This window comes from Deinococcus betulae (genome assembly GCF_020166395.1).
Lineage (GTDB): Bacteria > Deinococcota > Deinococci > Deinococcales > Deinococcaceae > Deinococcus > Deinococcus betulae.
Genome location: NZ_JAIQXU010000015.1, coordinates 20,056 through 37,709 on the forward strand (window position 1 = coordinate 20,056; position 17,654 = coordinate 37,709).

The 17,654-nt window shown below is 63.8% G+C and carries 18 protein-coding genes; 10 read left to right on the forward strand and 8 right to left on the reverse strand.

Annotation, left to right across the window (positions count from 1 at the left end; all coding sequences use genetic code 11):
* Positions 1–35 precede the first annotated feature (35 nt).
* The 4 genes from K7W42_RS12115 to K7W42_RS12130 all read right to left on the reverse strand — a co-directional run bounded on the left by K7W42_RS12115 (position 36) and on the right by K7W42_RS12130 (position 5,332).
* Entirely contained in the window at positions 36–503 is a 468-nt protein-coding gene (locus K7W42_RS12115; RefSeq protein ID WP_224574957.1) for a hypothetical protein, read from the reverse strand.
* Complete coding sequence (locus tag K7W42_RS12120) at positions 500–3,628, reverse strand: DEAD/DEAH box helicase (RefSeq protein WP_224574958.1); 3,129 nt, start codon at positions 3,626–3,628, stop codon at positions 500–502. The genes K7W42_RS12115 and K7W42_RS12120 overlap by 4 nt, the downstream gene beginning before the upstream one ends.
* Positions 3,629–3,734: 106 nt before the next feature.
* Entirely contained in the window at positions 3,735–4,172 is a 438-nt protein-coding gene (locus K7W42_RS12125; protein ID WP_224574959.1) for a GNAT family N-acetyltransferase, read from the reverse strand.
* Positions 4,173–4,240: 68 nt separating this feature from the next.
* A complete protein-coding gene (locus K7W42_RS12130; protein WP_224574960.1) occupies positions 4,241–5,332 on the reverse strand; it encodes a serine hydrolase domain-containing protein in 1,092 nt (363 codons plus the stop codon).
* Positions 5,333–5,447: 115 nt separating this feature from the next.
* Here K7W42_RS12130 and K7W42_RS12135 point away from each other — a divergent pair, with 115 nt between their 5' ends.
* Positions 5,448–6,341 carry a C39 family peptidase gene (locus tag K7W42_RS12135; RefSeq protein WP_224574961.1) on the forward strand — a complete coding sequence of 298 codons (894 nt, stop codon included), beginning with the start codon at positions 5,448–5,450 and terminating at the stop codon, positions 6,339–6,341.
* Positions 6,342–6,448: 107 nt separating this feature from the next.
* Here the strand turns inward: K7W42_RS12135 and K7W42_RS12140 are convergent, their stop codons facing one another.
* Positions 6,449–6,826 (reverse strand): MliC family protein, encoded by a 378-nt coding sequence (locus tag K7W42_RS12140; protein ID WP_157457567.1) that lies wholly within the window; start codon positions 6,824–6,826, stop codon positions 6,449–6,451.
* Positions 6,827–6,901: 75 nt separating this feature from the next.
* Here K7W42_RS12140 and K7W42_RS12145 point away from each other — a divergent pair, with 75 nt between their 5' ends.
* The 3 genes from K7W42_RS12145 to K7W42_RS12155 all read left to right on the forward strand — a co-directional run bounded on the left by K7W42_RS12145 (position 6,902) and on the right by K7W42_RS12155 (position 9,611).
* A complete protein-coding gene (locus K7W42_RS12145; RefSeq protein WP_224574962.1) occupies positions 6,902–7,555 on the forward strand; it encodes a DUF1345 domain-containing protein in 654 nt (217 codons plus the stop codon).
* Positions 7,556–7,885: 330 nt separating this feature from the next.
* Complete coding sequence (locus K7W42_RS12150; protein ID WP_157457565.1) at positions 7,886–9,025, forward strand: NAD(P)/FAD-dependent oxidoreductase; 1,140 nt, start codon at positions 7,886–7,888, stop codon at positions 9,023–9,025.
* A 118-nt stretch (positions 9,026–9,143) separates the two neighbouring features.
* Positions 9,144–9,611, forward strand: a complete 468-nt coding sequence (locus K7W42_RS12155; RefSeq protein WP_224574963.1) for a hypothetical protein — start codon at positions 9,144–9,146, stop codon at positions 9,609–9,611.
* Here the strand turns inward: K7W42_RS12155 and K7W42_RS12160 are convergent.
* Positions 9,608–10,273, reverse strand: coding sequence for a hypothetical protein (locus K7W42_RS12160; protein ID WP_224574964.1), 666 nt, complete (start codon positions 10,271–10,273; stop codon positions 9,608–9,610). The genes K7W42_RS12155 and K7W42_RS12160 overlap by 4 nt on opposite strands.
* Positions 10,274–10,402: 129 nt before the next feature.
* Between K7W42_RS12160 and K7W42_RS12165 the strand changes: the two genes are divergently transcribed.
* The gene (locus tag K7W42_RS12165; RefSeq protein ID WP_224574965.1) at positions 10,403–10,732 is read left to right on the forward strand and encodes a PadR family transcriptional regulator; all 330 of its coding nucleotides are present in this window, start codon (positions 10,403–10,405) and stop codon (positions 10,730–10,732) included.
* Entirely contained in the window at positions 10,729–11,898 is a 1,170-nt protein-coding gene (locus K7W42_RS12170; RefSeq protein ID WP_224574967.1) for a permease prefix domain 1-containing protein, read from the forward strand. The genes K7W42_RS12165 and K7W42_RS12170 overlap by 4 nt, the downstream gene beginning before the upstream one ends.
* Here the strand turns inward: K7W42_RS12170 and K7W42_RS12175 are convergent.
* The gene (locus K7W42_RS12175; RefSeq protein ID WP_224574969.1) at positions 11,895–12,356 is read right to left on the reverse strand and encodes a TlpA family protein disulfide reductase; all 462 of its coding nucleotides are present in this window, start codon (positions 12,354–12,356) and stop codon (positions 11,895–11,897) included. The two genes, K7W42_RS12170 and K7W42_RS12175, sit on opposite strands and share 4 nt — an antisense overlap.
* 323 nt (positions 12,357–12,679) lie before the next feature.
* Here K7W42_RS12175 and K7W42_RS12180 point away from each other — a divergent pair, with 323 nt between their 5' ends.
* From K7W42_RS12180 to K7W42_RS12190, 3 genes are all read left to right on the forward strand, one after another.
* Positions 12,680–12,859 carry a hypothetical protein gene (locus K7W42_RS12180; protein ID WP_224574971.1) on the forward strand — a complete coding sequence of 60 codons (180 nt, stop codon included), beginning with the start codon at positions 12,680–12,682 and terminating at the stop codon, positions 12,857–12,859.
* Between the two features lie 30 nt (positions 12,860–12,889).
* The gene (locus K7W42_RS12185; RefSeq protein ID WP_224574973.1) at positions 12,890–14,479 is read left to right on the forward strand and encodes a tetratricopeptide repeat protein; all 1,590 of its coding nucleotides are present in this window, start codon (positions 12,890–12,892) and stop codon (positions 14,477–14,479) included.
* Positions 14,480–14,630: 151 nt separating this feature from the next.
* A complete protein-coding gene (locus tag K7W42_RS12190; RefSeq protein ID WP_224574975.1) occupies positions 14,631–15,509 on the forward strand; it encodes a helix-turn-helix transcriptional regulator in 879 nt (292 codons plus the stop codon).
* Positions 15,510–15,839: 330 nt separating this feature from the next.
* Here the strand turns inward: K7W42_RS12190 and K7W42_RS12195 are convergent, their stop codons facing one another.
* Entirely contained in the window at positions 15,840–16,616 is a 777-nt protein-coding gene (locus tag K7W42_RS12195; RefSeq protein WP_224574976.1) for a MerR family transcriptional regulator, read from the reverse strand.
* Between the two features lie 105 nt (positions 16,617–16,721).
* Here K7W42_RS12195 and K7W42_RS12200 point away from each other — a divergent pair, with 105 nt between their 5' ends.
* Positions 16,722–17,639, forward strand: a complete 918-nt coding sequence (locus tag K7W42_RS12200) for an MDR/zinc-dependent alcohol dehydrogenase-like family protein (RefSeq protein WP_224574977.1) — start codon at positions 16,722–16,724, stop codon at positions 17,637–17,639.
* Positions 17,640–17,654: the final 15 nt, after the last annotated feature.

Below are 17,654 nucleotides of genomic sequence, written 5' to 3' on the forward strand. Positions count from 1 at the left end.
TAGGTGAAAGATACCGCTGCGCCGCCGACTTCTTTTCAGAACAAACTTCTATAGCGGCTGGTTGTGTTCAGATCTTCCAGAATCTGGCTAGCCCACTCCTGACTCTCGCCCGTCTCCTGCTGAGCGATGATTTCAAATTCACTCTGGCACTGAAGAAGCACGCGACGTATTTCCGTAACCCAGCTTGGCTGCTCGCCTGTTCGGGGTGGCACAGAGTGATAGGCAAACCCCGACAGGATATTTAAAACTGCCTCCCTGACGGCAGCTTCTGGACCTTGAATGGCACGCAGGAGAAACGGTAACGCCGCCGCTGCCGCTGAAGACAGGTAGGCATGTTGATGACAGAGCGCGCACCACAACTGGTGGGCCGCTGCGAGTTGCACCTCAGAGCTGCCCGTTAACAGATCAAACAGTTGATCTGGGACAGCTTCGGCAGATCCATAGGCTGTTTCGTACAGGCGCCAATTGATCGCATCCAGTTGTGCGCGCACTGCTTCGCTCACCCAAAGTATCCCAGCAGGTCAATCAGGGTTCGCGCGTAGTCATCTGGTTTGATGCCGCGCTTGTCCAGTTTCACGCTGGGCGGGAACATCTGGACCTCGGTCTTGTGTGGGTAGCGCCGCAGACCCGGCGCGTCGTAGTCCAGACTCTTGTACGCGAATGTCACCTGCAAGTGCGTCATCGTCCCGCCGATGGTCAGCACGCGCTTGGCCGCCGCCGTCAGCCTTAACTTGGCGAGGTCAATAAAGTTCTGGACCTCGGGGCTGGGCGGGCCGTATTTCTTGCGCAGGTCGCGTTCGACCCTCGAAATGGCCTGGAGGGTGCGGCTTTCGCTCAGGCGGCCGTAGGTGGCAATCCGGGCTTCCTCGTCGCGGTCAAAGTAGTCCGGGCTCAGGCGGGCGTCAATGGGCAGGTCAATAGAAATATTGACGGGCGCCTCCATCTTCTCGCCCTTGAGCTTGGCCACCGCTTCGGCCAGGAGTTCGGTGTACACGTCAATAGACACCGCCTGCACATGCCCGTGCTGTTCCTCGCCCAGAATGTTGCCCACCCCGCGAATCTCCATGTCCTTTTCGGCCAGCAGGTGCCCGCTGCCCAGATCTTGCAGGTCGGCAATGGCCCACAGGCGGCGCTGGGCGTTTTCGGTCATGCGCGGCGGGTAGAACAGGTAGGCGTAGGCGGTCTGGGCGCGGCGACCCACCCGGCCACGCAGCTGGTACAGCTGGGCCAGACCCAGGCGGTCACTGCGCTCAATCAGAATCGTGTTCGCCTCGGGAATGTCCAGGCCAGTTTCGACGATGGTGGTCGCCAGCAGCACGTCAAAGGCGCCCTGCTCGAAGCCCAGCATGATTTCTTCCAGCTCTTCTTCGTTCATGCGGCCGTGGGCCACGCCAATGCGCGCCTCGGGCACGAGGTTGCGCAGATACAGACTGCGGGCGCCGATGCTGGCAATACGGTCATGGATGTAAAAGACCTTGCCGCCGCGCTCAATTTCGCTCAAGATCGCGTCGCGCACCGTAATCGGGTCAAAGGGCGCCAGCACCGTCTGAATGGGCTTGCGGCCCTTGGGCGGCGTCTGAATGCTGCTCATGTCGCGCAGACCCACCATGCTCATGTAGAGGGTGCGGGGAATGGGCGTGGCCGACAGCGCCAGGGTGTCCACGGCGCGCACATCCTCGGGAATTTCGATCTTGCCGTCTTTGGGCACTTCGGGCAGGCCGCGCAGGGCGCGCAGTTTTTCCTTCTGGCCCACGCCAAAGCGGTGTTCCTCGTCCACGATGATCAGGCCCAGGTCACGGAACGCCACGTCGCCGCTCAGGAGGCGGTGGGTGCCGATCAGAATGTCGACTTTGCCCTTCGCAGTGTCGGCCAGGATGCTCTTGGCCTGCTGCGGACTGGTAAAGCGCGACAGTCCTTCCACCCGCACTGGCAACCCCTTGAAGCGCTCGACGAAGGTCGAGGTGTGCTGCTCGGCCAGCAGCGTCGTGGGCACCAGGACCGCCACCTGCTTGCCGTGGCCCACCACGCGGTGCGCGGCGCGCAGGGCCACCTCGGTCTTACCGAAGCCCACGTCGCCGGAAATCAGGCGGTCGGCGGGATTGGCCTTTTCGAGGTCACGCATGGTTTCTTTCAGGGCCGTTTTCTGGTCGGCGGTCAGATCAAACTTGAAGTTGCCTTCCACCTGACTGTCCCACTCGGGCTGCGCCGGGAAGGCGTTGCCCGGCGTCACCTGCCGCGCGGCGTACTGCACCAGCAGCTTGCCGGCCACCTCTTCGGCGTTCTTGCGCGCCTTTTCCTTGGCTCTGGCCCAGTCCTTCTTGTCAAAGGAACTCAGGCTGGGTGGGTCGTCGGTGGTGCCGGGGTGGCGGCGCAAGACCGGCAACTGCTCAATGGGGACGCTCAGGCGCGCACCGCCCCGATAGGTGAGGTTCAGGTAATCGCGCGTGACGCCCAGGACCTTGCGGGTTTCCAGGCCCTCAAACTGCCCGATGCCGTGTTCAGGATGAATCAGGTAGTCGCCCACATGCAGGCCCAGCGCGTCGGTGACCGGCTTGCCGCCTAGGCGCTTGCCCCGCAGCGCACTGCCGCCCTGGAACCCGTAAATCAGGTCTTCGGTGAGCAGCACCGTCTTGTGCTCGGGGATGACAAACCCGCCCTCGCCGGCCGCGCGAAGGAAGCCCAGTCCTCCTTCTGGAACACGCGGAATCTTCAGCCAGGGAATTTCGTGGGTGTTCAGCAGCTTGTCAGCCAGATAGGAGGCGGTGCGGTCGTGCCGGACCAGAATCAGGACGCGGTAGTCGGCGGCTCGCCATTCCTCGACATCACGCTCCAGGTCCTTCAGGCGGGCGCGGTAGAACGGCAGGGTCAGCAGGCCCGTGTCCAGGTCAGGCAAAGCCAGCGGCGAGCGGCCAAAGCTGGTCACCTCGCGCCCGGCCAGCCGGGGCCACAGCGTGTCGGTCAGCACCCCCAGGGCCGAGGCGTAGAACTCGGGCGAGTCCAGAAACACGCGCCCTGGCAGCAATTCCAGGCGCGTGGCGTCCCATTTCACTTCCGTCAGGTAATCGGCGGTGGGTTCCAGGGTAAAGCTCTGGGCTTTTTCGCCGGTCAGCTCGCCGGGCTTCATCAGGCGCAGGGTGTCCAGTTCGTCGCCAAAGAACTCGGCGCGCACCCACAGGCCTTCTTCGGCCTCGGCGGGCAAGCCCGAACCGGCCAGGAGACGCAGTTCCAGGGTATCGCCCTTGATCTCAAAGCCGGGTTCTTCTCCGCGTTCGTAGCCCAGGCGCTCCAAGCGGTCCAGCAGGCTTTCGCGCGGGTAGCTGCTGCCCACCTTCAGGGTCAGGGCGTGGTCTTCGGGCCGGGACGGAAACAGGTCCAGCGCCGTGTTCACGTCCAGCACCACATGGTCGTGGCGGGCGTCCCAGTCGCGCAGGCCGGGATTGACGGTCACGGGCGAGCCCAGCACACCGGCGGTCACGTAGCTGCCCAGGCGGTCGGGCGTGGTCAGCAGCACGGCCGGGCCAGGGAACGCCGCGAACAGCGCCGCCCGCGCCACCTGCGGCAGCAGCAGCAAGTTTCCAGGCGGGGCGGCGGGCAGCAGTTTGGCCAGATTGGGTGCAGCGACAGTCACCGGAAGAGTGTACGCGGCGCGGCCAGAAGCAACCGCGAGCCAAAAGACTTACGGAAGAGGGGTGGCGCGTGGGGATGACGGCCTCTCTCCCGCCTCCGGGCAGACCTCAGCTCAGCGGGCCCAGCGCCGAGCGGTAAAAGGCATTGAGGGGCGTCTGCGTCAAATGTCTGGTGTTCTGGAAGCCCAGTGAGGCGTAGAAGGCCAGTTGACCAGGATCATTGTCGGTGAGCAGGACCATCTGCATCACGCTGCCGTACCTCGCCAGCACCGCGTCCAGCAGGGCCCGCCCCACGCCCCGGCGCTGCCAGTTGGGGCACACCAGAATGTCCTGCACATACAGAATGCTGACCTCATCCGTCAGGCCGCGAACGAGGCCAATCAGACGGCCGGCATCTTCCCGCGCCGTCCAGAGAAAGCTCGACTGTTCAACAGCCTGACCAAGGCGCTGTGGCTCGCGCGTGTAGGCTGTCCATCCAACGGAGCTGTACAGGTCAGTCAGTTCTGGCAATGAAGGGGGCTGGCCGGAAGACAGGGTAAACGTCACCTTTCAGACTCTGCCGCATAAATGGCCCCAGCGGAGGCGCGATTGCGGCTCCATGCAGGACCGAGCTATCAGGCCTCTCTCTTCTCAAACAGCCCCAGCACCCGGTCAGGAAAAGCGCTGAAGGCACTCTCCGGGGCCTCCACGTGCAGGTGGTCCCAGGCGATCAGGCGGACGGCCACCACCCCACGCCGCCGGTCTATGACGAGGTTCTGCCCCCGGTGTCCGTCATGCCGGAAGCCCACCTGGGGACCGCGCGTTGTGGTCAACCACGCCACGCCCGCCGGAGCGTCCTGCGGCACGAAGCCTGCTCCACGAATCAGCGCCAGGACCTCGTCACGGCTGACCTGATCGCACAAACAACGGCCCAGCGCGGCCACCTGACGCGGGTCCGCCCCTGCGGCCTCCAGTACCCGCACGTTTTCGGCCGTGACGCTGTAGCGCGTCCAGGCCGGCAGCATCCACCACAGCAGGCCGATCTCGGGGAAGACAGGCGTAGCAGGGTGAGTGCTCTGCTCTATCCACTCCGCTTCTATCAGCCACTCTCCCCCATTCAGCGCCAGTTGTCCCAGCCGCGCCAGGTCGCGGGCGTGCAGGCGCAGACCGCTCATGCCGTGTGGGTTGCCGGCGGGGTCGCGCTGCCACGACCAGTCGTCTATGCCCAGCGGGCCAAACAGGTCAGCGCGGGCAAAGTCGTCAGCCTTCTGCCCAGTGGCCCGTTCCAGCACGCCACAAATCAGGTTGGCGGCCTTGTTGTTATAGGCGAAATGGGTGCCGGGGTCGTGGTCCAGTTCAGCGCACAGGGCCAACTGCACAAAATCCTGGCTCGGATAGATGTCCTGACCCGTATGGGGGTGGTTGTGCAGGCCGCTGGTATGTGTCAGCAGATGACGCAGCGTCAGGTCACGCTTGCGGCCTTGCCGCCATTCGGGGAAAAACTCGCTGACCTTCACGTCGGCACCTGGCAAATGCCCCAGCATCACCGCGCGGCCCACAACCAGGCTCAGCACAGCTTTGGTCACGCTCATGGTTTCCAGGGGCCGGTCGCCTTCGCCGTCCAGCACCTCATCCAGCAGCACCTCGCCGCCTTTGAGTACCACCAGGGTGCTGGTGTTCGTGTGCTTTGCTTCGTCCAACAGGGCAGCTAAAGAGTCAGTGGACACTCCGTCAGCCTAGCCGGTTCATATTGCACGCCACGCCGCATTCTGGGAGTCACCCTTGAGGACGCTTCAGCCGAACTCAAGGCGCCCAGGCACCAAACTCGCCACACTACTTGACATGAAACGTTCGCTCGCCGCCCTGCTGCTGGGCCCGGCCTTGCTGGCCGCGTGCTCGTCGCAGGCCGAAACCACCCTGCCGGCCAGCGTCTCCCTGAAGGGCGTAGGGCACGACAACCAGGGGCTGAACAACTGCGGGCCGGTCACCGCCAGCATTGTGCTGGGGTATTACGGCAAGGCCGTCACGCAGGCGCAGGCAGCAGCGGCCCTGAAAGACAGCAGCAAGGATGTGGAGGTCTCCACGCAGGAGGTCGCCGCCTACCTAGAACGCAACGGCCTGAAAACCCTGATCCGCTACGCAGGCACCCCTGTGCAGATGCGGGCGCTGCTGGCCGCCAAGCTTCCGGTGGTGGTGCAGCAGCGCCTGCAACGCGGCGACAAAACCGCCCATTTCCGCACGCTGTACGCCTACGGCCCGGACAGCTTTACAGCCAGCGATTCGCTGCTGGGCCCAGAACTGACCCTGACCGAAGCCCGCTTTACAGAGCTGTGGGACTACTACAACGGCGAATATCTGCTGGCTTACCCCGCCAACCGCGAGGCCGAGGTGCGCGCCATTCTGGGCAAAGACTGGGACGAGGCCGCCAACTGGAGCCGCCTGCGCGACGAGATGACGGCCCGCACGCGGCAGGACAGTGCCACCGCCTTTGACTGGTGGGGTCTGGGGCAAGCGCGGCTGGCCCTGGGGCAGCCCGAAGAGGCGGCAAAAGCTTTTGACCGCGCCGTAGAGATAGGCGTGCCCTTGCAATACCACTGGTACCGTCAGGGCGCCATGGTGGCCTGGAACCGCACCGGGCAGACCGAAAAGACGCGCGAGGTGGCCCAGCGCATTCTGGACGAGCAACCTGGTATCAAAGAGGTCGAAGCGCTGCTGGGCGCCGCAGGCACAGATTGACGGCCAGGGTGGTTACAAGAAGAGCTTTCAGTGCGCCGGCGCTCAAAGTCCTGGTCAGACAGCAATGAAAGCGGCGGCCCATCTTCCGGGCCGCCGCTCGCCTGAATCTAACGCTGGGTCGGCGTTTTACAGCCCGTCAGCAGCGTCTTGGTCGTCACGGTACTGTTGCCAGTAAAGGTGCTGAGGTCGGCCTTGCCCTGGTGTTCCCACCACTGCAGGCCCCCACGCGCGCCGACAGGGCCGTACAACCCGGCGTAGCGTGCCCCACTGCCACTGATGGCCTGGGCCAGGCCGTAGCGGGCGCCGTTCCAGTCCAGCACTGCAAACATGGGCTCCTGCCCGTAACTGACATACGACACGCTGATCTTCTTGCCGGCGTCACAAGTGTAGTGGTAGACGCGGTAGGTCACCTGTACGGGTGGCGTGGCCGCCGAAGCGGCAGTCAGCAGGCTCAGGGCCGAAGCAACAACCAGAGAACGGAACATGCCGTCAGGCTAGAGGGCTTCCATGAAGGCCAACTGGGACGCACATGATGACCGGAGGAAGCCTATGCTCCGGCCATGCCCCACTTTCAGCTGTCCAGCGCCGCTGCCCGCTTGCTCCGCAGCGCCTTGACGGCGCTCATTGCAGTGCTGCTGACCCCGGCGGGCTGGCCCCTGGCCGCGCGGCTCATGTTCGGCTGGCTGGCCTTCTGCGCCGTCTTCATGGCGCAGCTGTGGCCCACCCTCCTGCGCGCCGACGCGCCCCGGACCCGCACCCTCGCCACCCACGAAGACGACTCGCGCGTGGTGGCGGGGGCTGTGGCCCTCGGCGCCGCGCTGGTCAGCCTGGCCGGGGTGGTCTCCTTGCTGGTCGCCGCAGGCCACGCGCCGCGTTCCGCTGAACTGGCCCTGACTGGCTTGGCCCTGCTGACCGTCGTTGCCTCCTGGCTTCTGGTGCAGACCGAATACACCCTGCACTACGCGCGGCGCTTTTACCGCGACGGGCACGGGGCGCAGTTTACTGGCCCCGACAACCAGCCGCTGCCCGAGCCGACCTACCAGGATTTTGCCTACCTGGCCGCCACCATCGGCATGACCTATCAGGTCAGCGACACCACCTTGACCACGCGCGCCATGCGGCAGTTGCTGCTGGGCCACGCCCTGCTGTCATTTGTCTTTGGCACCGTCATCATCGCAGTGACCATCAATGGTGTGGCGGGCTTGATTCGGTAGGTAGGTCTTGCTCCGTTAGGCCAACGCTCAAAAAGCTTCGGCGAACTGGTCAACCAACTGGGCAACCTGCAACAGCCAGCCACAAGGAAAGGCCAGCGCTCGCCTCTCAAGACTTCAGAGGGGCCAGGCCGATCTCCTTCCTCCTGAAACCGAGCCCAACTCTTCATGCTTGTTATAGGCAGGTGGAGACTGAACGCAGCATGACAGACCGAGTTTGGTGTACGATGGACACTGCTGCCGTCTGGGGCCTGCGGAGGTTTCCAGCGGTATTCTCGGGTCTACGGGCCAGGTTCCCAGACGATTCGTGAATTCGTTCACAGGAGTAAAGACATGAAGACCCTCATCCTCGGTGCTGGTTACGCCGGCCTGGCCGTCGCCACGAAACTGAAGCCCACCCCTGGCCTTGAGGCCCTGATGGTGGAGCAGAATGCCTACCATACTTTTGAAACCCGCCTGCACGAAGCGGCGGCCCACAACACCCGCGTGACCCTGCCGCTGGCGCCCCTGCTGCGCGGCACGGGCGTCGAACTGGAACAGGCGCAGGTTGACCACGTCGATCTGGACGAGAAAGAGGTCAAGCTCAAAGATGGCCGCGTGCTGACCTACGACACACTGGTCGTGGGCCTGGGGTCGGTCACCAACTTCTACCGCATTCCTGGCCTGGCTGAAAACGCCAGCGAACTCAAGCAGCTGAGCGACGCCGACGAGATTTTCAACTTCGTCAACCGCGCTTTTTCCAGCGAGTACCAGGGCAACCGCGACATCGTGGTGGGGGGCGCGGGCCTGACCGGTGTGGAACTGGTCACCGAACTGGCCCAGCGCGCCGCGCTGCTGAGCAAGGAACGCGGCCTGCCGCCCTTTAACATCTACCTCGTTGAAGCGGGGCCCAAGATTCTGCCCATTCTGGACGAAGGCCTGCGCGCCAAAGCCCAGAGAACCCTGGAAGAGTACGGCATTCACATTCTGGTCGGTCACCGCCTGATGCAGGCGACCGCCGATACGGTGACGGTGCAGACGGCCAGCGGCGAGCAGAAGGTGATTGAAGCCGGCAAGATTATCTGGACCGGCGGCATTCAGGCCCGCGACATCGTCAGTGGCCGTCAACTGGAAAAAGGCCCCGGCGGCCGCATTGCTGTGGACGACAAGCTGCGCGCCAAAGGCTACCCCGAGGTGTTCGTGATTGGCGACATGGGCCTGGCGCTCAATCAGGAAGGCAAGCCTGTGCCCACCACCGCGCAGCACGCCGGGCAGCAGGGCCGCCTGACGGGCAAGAACATCCTGCGCCTGGCCAGAGGCGAGGAACTGGACGCCTACGAACCCACCACCCTGGGCGAGTTTGTGTCGCTGGGCGGCCTGATGGCCGTCGGCTGGATGAAGCTGCCCTGGAACCAGAAGCTGGCCATTACTGGCGGCATCGCCCACGTCATGAAGCGCGCGAGCGAATGGCGCTGGCGCGCCAGCATTGACTGATCCCGCTCAGCTGGGTCTGCCTCCCCTTTGCGGGAGGCTTTTTTTGTGGCTCTGCCAAATGGCTGAGAGACCCCAGATCAGGCAGCGCATGTTTAGAGGCGCTCCTACACTGAGACCCATGATCAAAGGGTGGACCTTTCTGGCGCTGGGCGCCCTGCTGTGCAGTTGCAATAATCCTATTGAAGCGCACAACAAACGCCGCGACCAGCAGCTGATGCACGACAACGCGCTGTACTACCGGCGCCAGTGCATTGAGGCTCTGGAGCGCATCCGGGCGACCAGTACGCCCCAGGTGTTTGCGGCGGCCCTGAACGGCCAGGGCTGCCAGTCGCCGCTGCTGGGTGACTACGCCCTGCAAGACAACCTGAACCGGACGGTCAAAGGCAGTGTCATCACGCTCGACCTCAAGCGCCTGAGCGACTACACCCTGGAAGTCACGGGGCTCAATGGACAGACCTACGAGTATGTGGACGGCGGCGACGCGGCGGCCGCCGCGGAGCAGGACGGCACCTTTACTGAAACGGCCCCCGATGTGGTCTCGCCTGACGATAACGGGGGCCGTGTGGTGGACGAGGCCACCCCCTAACCGTCCAGCCAGGGAAAACCCCAGGGGTCCTGCCCACACAGAGCATCAACCTGCGCGGCGTCGTGGGTACGGACGGGCAGGGGAAAGTCACTGGGCTGCACCGAGACCGCCAGCAGTGGCGTGACCGGCTGCGGGCTGACCCAGTGCGGTTCCTGCACGCGGCCCAGCCCAGGCCAGTCGTGGGGAGGCATTTGCTCAAAGCCAGCAGACGGCAAAACGTACACGGTGCCGGGCGACAGCAGCGCCCGCCCACTGGTCACAACCGGGCCGCACGGGGCCAGCGACAGAAAATAGTGCGGAGCGGACCACTCTCCGCCGTGTTCTAAGCGCAGCGCCACATTCAGCATGCGCCGCACCTGAACCGGGTCGCGCAGGGCGTACATCATGGCCCACAGGCCGTCCGAGGCCGCAAATACGCCGGCGCGCTTGCTGAACTCATCCGCGCTGAGGTCGTGGGGCAAGCGCGGTTCGAAGGTGTCAATGCCGGACTGCGGCGAACCGTGGAGCAGCAGGCCCTGCCCGGTCAGCCACTGTAGAAAAACCCAGCGCGGCACCGTGGCCGGCAGGCGGGTGAGGTCACGGGCCTGCCAGGCAGCCTGCAAAGCCGTCCTGTCGGCAGCCGACAGGATGACCTGGGGGGCTTGCAACATCCACGGGCGCATGCGAGGAGTCTGCCAAATCAGGGCTGATGCCAAGCATAGACAGACTATGTAGGCAGACAAGGCTTTGTAAGGGCGGCAGCCGGCTGGGACGCTGGACGGTCAACGCCCACGTTCATCCCCGGAGACCCTATGAACCCTGACCTCCTGCGCGGCAACCTCGACCTGATTCTGCTGTCCCTGCTGGAACAGACCCCGCTGTACGGCTTTGCCATTCTTCAGGCCGCCAGAGACCAGACGGGCGGCTACTTTGAGTTTAAAGAGGGCAGCCTCTACCCTGCTCTGCACCGTCTAGAAGCCGAGGGGCTGCTGTCTGGGCAACCCGGCGAGGTCGGCCGCAACAGCAAGCCGCGCAAGTATTACGCCATCACAGACCAGGGGCGGCAAAGCTTGCACCGGAAACGGCAGGAGTTTGCCGAATTTACCCGCGCCGTGGCTCAGCTTGGCAAGGCAGGGGCATGAAGGTTCAGACGGTGGCCACGTGCCAGGCCCTGAACACCTATCTGCGCCGCGCCACCTGGGGTCTGCCTGCACCCCGCCGGCAGGAACTGTGGGATGAACTGGAAGAACACGCCCTGACCCGCGCTGCCCAGCTTGGGCTGCACGGCTTCTCTTCTCAAGACGCCCTGACCCAGGCCATCCGCCAACTCGGCCCGCCCGAGCGCGTGGGCCTGGGCATGGCCAAGGTATATGCCATGCCACAACTTCTGTTTGCCGCTGGTCCCCTCGCCGTCGCCCTCAGTGCCGCGCTGTACGCGCTGGCGGGTGGGAGGGACGCCGTCAGTCCCCTGCCTGTCCTGACCCAGCGGCCCGCCAAGCCCACCTGCGTTCGGGGCACCGTCCCCACCAGCCCACACATCGCGGTTGTCAGCCAGCAAGGCCGCGTGACGTGCTACACGTTTAACCAGCCCGGAGCCTATGCTGGCGTCTTTCTGAGCGCTGCCGACCTTCAGCGGGCCGTCACGGCCCAGGGCGGTCAGGTAACCTTGCAGAACGGTCACCTGACCCTGAGCCTGCCTGGCCAGACCACAGGTGGGGGCTCTGTCAGCGCCTTTTTCAGCAAGGATGGCGCTGCCTATTACGACGCGGCGAGCGTGGTTCGCAGCCTCCGGACCCTACTGCCCATCACTCTTCAGGGGTTTCGGGCGCCCCAGCTTCAGGTAGGTGGCCTGACCCTTCAACTCGGTGCCAGGCGCACCGAGTTGGGCCGCGCTTTTTACAACCCCCTGGGCCTTGACCTGGCCGCTCGGCTGTTGCGTTCTGGGCAGGCGGCCGCCTCTGTTGACCCTCTTCCAGGTGAATGGGTGGCCGCCGCTCCCGGCCAGACCCCAACTGGGCCACTCCACGCGGTTCAGACCGGGCTGCCCAAGGGCGAGGTGGTCATGCTCATGACCAAGCGTGACGGCCAGAATTATGCAGTTGATACGGCAGAAGTGCAGGCCGGGGGCCTCGTGCAGCTTCAGAGCTATGCCGCAACGCTGCGGTTTGTTAAAGATCCCGGCCAGCTTGGTCCCTTTGCCTGTGGGGGCGCCGTTCCCGGCCTGCTGGTGCGCGTCAGTGGCGTGCCACTGGACAGGCTGGCTACCGGCATTTTTCTGCCGCCCCAGAGCACCAGCACCACCCGCTAACCGCTCTCTTCATCTGAGCGCCCAGCCCATTCCTCCAGCAGATACTGGAGTCTGGTCTGGGCGTTTTCCTGGCTGCCGTACACGCTGCGCAGCAGTTCGCCGCCTGGCGCAAACGCCAGCCAGTGGGGTGTGCCCTCGGTGCGCCAGTCGCGGGCAAAGTCCCCTTGCAGGTCCAGTGCCACTGGAAAAGGCACCCTGGCGTAGTCCCGCGCAAATTTGACCAGGGTGGGTTCCACATCCTCACGGGGCAGCAGGCGGTGCCCAAGACTGGTATGCACCGCCAGCAGGTGCGCGGTCTCACCAAATTCAGCGTGAAGCCGCTTAAGAAACGGAATCCCCCGCGACACGCATCCTGGACATTCGAGGTTGAAGGTCATGACCAGGCCGGGGCGCGTCCAAGCCGTTGGCGGCGGGATGGGCACACCCTGCACGAAGTCGGTAGGCTGAGGCCAGTTCATGCCTGAACGCTACGCGCCTGTGCCTGGTCACGCCTGAAGCGTTTGCAGAGGCTCAGCCAACCGGCGCAGGCGCCTGGGGTCTTTTCATGCCTATCTGGCCTGGTCTGCTGACCACCTGGCGAGGTCACGTCTAAGTAATTCTGTCATTTGCGTAATTCGTTACATTGTTCTAAAATACACATATCTGCGCGAACGGGTCGCGCGGACCGAACGGCGCCACTCTTCGGTGTCCAAAATTCTGTTTCAGAGATGTGCCAGAAGCCAAAAATCGGCTCAGGCAAACCTCTTCTTTGACTTTTTAGTTAGTTAAGACAGTCAAAGCGATGACCTCCTTTGCCCCGCTTGCTTCACAAGCGCCTGATTCCACATTGAGGGTGATTATGTTTTCAGCGTATTTTAGGTTTTTCGAAGCGTTGTTTGACCTCAATACTCCTCTCTTTTTGTCAGACAACGGAAGAGGAGAAGAAGGGTTGTGGAAAGTTTCAGCCCGGTTTCAGGGCTGAATATTCTGACCACTGCCCTATTCTCGGCAGGTGACAGAGCTGGACCTCCCACATTTACAGGCCTTAAAAACCGATGGACATCTCGAACTCCTGGCAGCACATCTTCTTCAGTTTGCGCGCACCATTACATCCAGAGACAACGCATTGATCCTGCGTCAGTTTGCAGATGAAATTCCTCAGGAATGGCGTAAGCAGGGTCAGTGGCCGTTAGCTCTGGCATGGATTGGGTTGCGCTCTATGGATTCGCCTCTTATTGAGTTCGCATTGACAGGAGGGCTTGGACAGCAAGAGGCCTTCTTTCGGGGCATTCTGGCCCTCAGACGTCAAAAGCTAGCTGAAGCCGCTGAACTCACGGCGGGAACCAGGAATAGTTCCGACCCTGTAATGCGTGCCATTGCCCTTCAAATTTATGGGCAGTCGCTCCTTCACAGCGGCAGAGCTGGTTGGGAACAGATTTATTTGCAGGCGATTGCTACTGCAACTGGCCGGGACCGTGGCCTCATCCGTAATGCTTACGCCTTAGCTCTGGCTAAAGACCCTGCCAGAGCCCGAGTTGAATTTACGAATGCACTGACGGATGTACGGGCCGACCCTTTCTGGAGAAGCGAAATCTGGGGCCAGATTGCCTACATTGATCTGCAAGCAGGGCAATATGCCAGCGCCAACCAAGCATTTGAGCGCTCACTTGAAGCAGCAAGGCAAGAAAAGCTTGAAAGCTCTATTCACAAGCTCTATCTCGGACGGGCCTCTCTCTTCGCCGCATTGGGTGCCTATCCCTGTGCGATTTATTGGTCATCAAAGGCGGCGGGAAAACGGCTTTACCCCACGCAATACTGTGAAAGTCAAGTGGCAGATAGTTTCGTTCTCGCTGCTTGTGGTCGCCGTTCAGAAGCCCTAGAACTTATTACTAAACTAGCTGCTGATATGGGTGTGTTGTATGAAGGCCAGCACTTCCTTCTTTCTGCGTTGTCAGCTTTGCGGGCCTTGGTGGGAGATCTAAGCGGCGCGCGTGAAGCACTCATCCGAAGTGAAAGTACCTCTAGTATCGAACATTTCCGCTACACCATTGCTCTGGCCGAACTCTACCGGCAGGAAGGCGATCTGGTGCGGGCGCAGGAGACCATGAACCAGGCCGACAGCCACCTGCTGCCCAACATGCGCACCCTGGGCCGCCTCTTTCCCGAGGTCTACGCCCTACGCGGCGTGGTGGTCGAGACGCCCCCTTGGACCATTCGCTGCTCGCTGGCTGGACCAGTGCGGGTGTGGATGTACGACATCGAGCTGTCGCTGCGGCCCACCCGGCCGGCGGCGGGTCTGCTGGCCCTGCTGCTCACCTGCGGCGGCCGGGTCTCGCGTGAGCGGGCGCTGGACGCCCTCGACCTGCCTGGCCGCACGCCTGATGCCCGGCGCAAGGCCCTGAGCACCGCCGCTGCCGAGTTACGAGAAGTCCTGGGCTGGCCCGGATCGGTACAGGTGAGTGGCGGTGTCCTGGCGCTTTCCGAGGAACCGGTCTGGCTGGACCTTCTTTTCCCTGCGCCGGGCCGGGAAGACCTGTTCTGCGAGGGCCGGTACGATCCGTGGATTGTGGACTGGCGAGCTGAGCAAGGTGTAATCAATTAAATTGATCTGAGAATCTCTTCTCAAAAGATCAGACGAAAAGTGGACGGCAGAATGACAGGGTGAGGTCATGCCGGCCTCCTCGCCACAACCTGACGACATGCAGCGCACACAGCAGCTTTTCCTGCTCGCTCGCCTCTTGCGGCGTGCGCCCATGACCCATGCTGACTTGCTGGAGGCGACCGGGTTGGAAGAAGAGGTGCTTGGCAACCTTTTGACCGAGCTGGCCACGTTGGAGCCCGAGTTGCAACAGGATGAACACTTGCACTGGAGGCTCGGGGCTCCTGAATCCACATGGACGGCGGCGGAGCGCCTGACGCTCCACCGAGGCCTGAGCGCTCTGGCGACACGCGGAGCTGAGCCGACCGCAGCGCTGCATGCGTTGGCCCACCGTCTGACGGCCCCCTTGCCCACTCATGTTCAGGTGGCGCTGCCTCCTCTGCCCCAGCCTGCACAGCAGACGCTGGCCCCAGAGCAAGTGCTTCCGCTGGTCACGCAGGCGTGGTTGGGTGGCCACGCTCTGCAATTCGAGTATCTGCGACCAGGCCGGGCCCAGTCACGCCGCCGCGTCACCCTTCAGCCGCACCTGATTTGCGGGCACCCCGTCACGCTGGAACTGCTGGTGGTGGGCCGCGAACTGAACGGGCGCCGTCCCCAGCGGACCTTTCGCCTGGCCCGGATGCTGGGGGCGCAACTTCACCCTGGGCGGCCCGCTGCGGCGCCCGTGCCTGTCCCGACCTGCCCTGCCGCCAGCGCTGTGACCCTGCGGTTCACCGGACAGGCCCGGCTGCGGGTCATCGAAGGGCGCGTGCCGCATCTGAGCGAGCCCATCATCAATCCTGACGGCAGTGTGGACGCCACTTTACAGGCCCCTCACGACGGCCGCGCCGCCCTGCCCTGGATTCTCAGCTGGGGCGGCGGCGCCGAGGTGCTGTCCCCAGCGCCGCTGCGGGCCCAGTGGCAGGCCGAACTGCGCGCCGCCCTGACCGCCGCCCAGCGCCCACCCACACAGTTTGGCGCCGGAGCCGCGTAAAACAGGGTGAAGCCAACCCTGAGCAGACCTCTCAACCTGCAGCACCGTGCGAGCTATTCCGGTCAGACAGTGTTCTTCATGGCATGGATGTTCAGCGGAGCATTGCTCACTCCGCAGAGAACCTCGGCCGAATCATCAAGCGACGGGCAATTTCTCCGCACTGTCTCTCCCTTACACAGCCTGCTTGCCTTCTGACCCGCTTGAGTTTTGTGCCCGCCATATCAGTGTGTTCCTGCCAGAGCAACCACCCGCAGAAGGTGGTTGCTCTGGCAAAATGATTGTTCACACACTCAAGAGACGTTGCGTCCAGCCTTCTCCCAATGAGCCTGCTCAGCCGGCTTCCTGAGCATCAGCCCAGGCAGTCACAGCGGCACTCTGGTAAGCCGCCAGGCCAGGCCCAGCCCGGTCAATGTTGCGGGTGAAGCGGTCATCCTGCACCCACATCTGCGCCAGGCCGCGCATCATGGCCGGCGGAGCGTCGTAATAGCGGGCCTCAATATGCGCGTGGTGCTGTGCAGCCACCGCCTGCGCCTGTGGGCTGTCCGGCGCCACGCCAGCGGCCATCAGGGCCAGATACTGGCTGTAGATGTGGTCCATCTCGGCCTTGACCGCTTCCCAGTCGGCCTTTGTGTACCGAGCTGTTTTGGCCTTGCTCTGCCGGTAGGCGTCCGTGTCGCCCCAGCGGGCCTGGACTTCGGGTTCGTACTGCTCGGGGTCAAAGCCGTCAAAGACAGCCTTTACGTCTTCATTGTTCATGGGGTCTCCTGGACTGGCCAGCATCGCCAGCACGGCGTCAATCGTCGCCTGGGTGCGCCGCTGCTGCTCTTGCAGCAAAGACAGCTGGGTGGTCAGCGCCTGCTGCTGCACGGCGCTCGGGGCGGCCAGCAGCGGCTCAATGTCGTTCAGGGCAAAGCCCAGTTGGCGGTAGGTCAGCACGGCGCGCAGCCGCGCCAGGTCCGCTGGGGTGTACAGCCGGTAATTGCCCTCGCTGCGCTCGCTGGGACGCAGCAGCCCAATGTCGTCGTAGTGGTGCAGGGTCCGCACGCTGACGCCGGTCAGCAGCGACACCTCGCCCACCGTCCAGCGCGGCGGGGATTGGCGCTCCAAAAGCCCACCTCCTTCTGTCTGGCAGCGTAGGCCCTCACGCGGCGTCAGGGTCAAGTGGTAAGTGAATTGGCCGAGGAGACGCCTCCAGACCGCAGACTGAACTGGATGCGCCTGGTTGCCCACGCCCCCAACCGCCTGCGCTGGGACGCCGTGCCAGACCGGCCGCCTGGTCCCGGCGAGGTGAGTGTCCGCACGCACTTCAGTGCCCTGAGCGTCGCGTCGGAACTGACCCTTCTGCACGCTGGCCCCTTTCCAGCGGCGCTGGGCTATCAGACCCTGGGAACGGTTGAGGCAGTGGGAGCAGGCGTGACCCTGACACCCGGCACGCGCGTCGTGACCACGCTGGGCCACGCTTCCCACGGTTTTCACCCCGCCGGGCGAGTGGTGCCGGTGCCGCCGCACGTCTCTGACCGCGCCGCCCTGTGCGCCATTCTGGGCGAGGAAACCCACAAGGGCCTGCGCAAGGTCAGGCCGCGTCCCGGCGAAGCGGTGCTGGTGGCGGGCGCAGGACTGCTGGGCCTCCTCAGCATCTTCAACCTGACCCGGCGCGGCGTGCATGAGGTTCATGTTCTGGAGCCGCGTGCCGACCGCCGCGCCCTGGCCCTGACTTTTGGGGCCGCCGCCGTCCACGCCCCTGGCGAGCTGCCGCACGACAGGTTTCAGGTGGGTGTGGAGTGCAACGCTTCCCCGGCCGGGTTTACCGAACTGGTGTCACACCTGGCACCCCGGGGGCGCTGTGTGGTGCTGTCCTGGCAGAACCCAGCGCCGTTGGCGCTGGGGCGAGCGGAGCGAGTCGCTGTGTCCAGACGGCGGTCGAAGTGGAATGGATGGTGGCGCTCTCCCACCATCCATGCAACGCAGTACCGCCGTCAGATGGGAATGGCGGCGCCCTCAGCCTGCCGCCCGCCTTTCACCAGCGGGAGGTGCAGGTGGTGGGCTCCAATGACGGCGAAGATTACGCGGCCTACGCGCACTGGCTGTGGGCCCACGCCGACCCGCTGCTGGACCACCTCTTTCCGCTAACGATCAGGCCGGCCG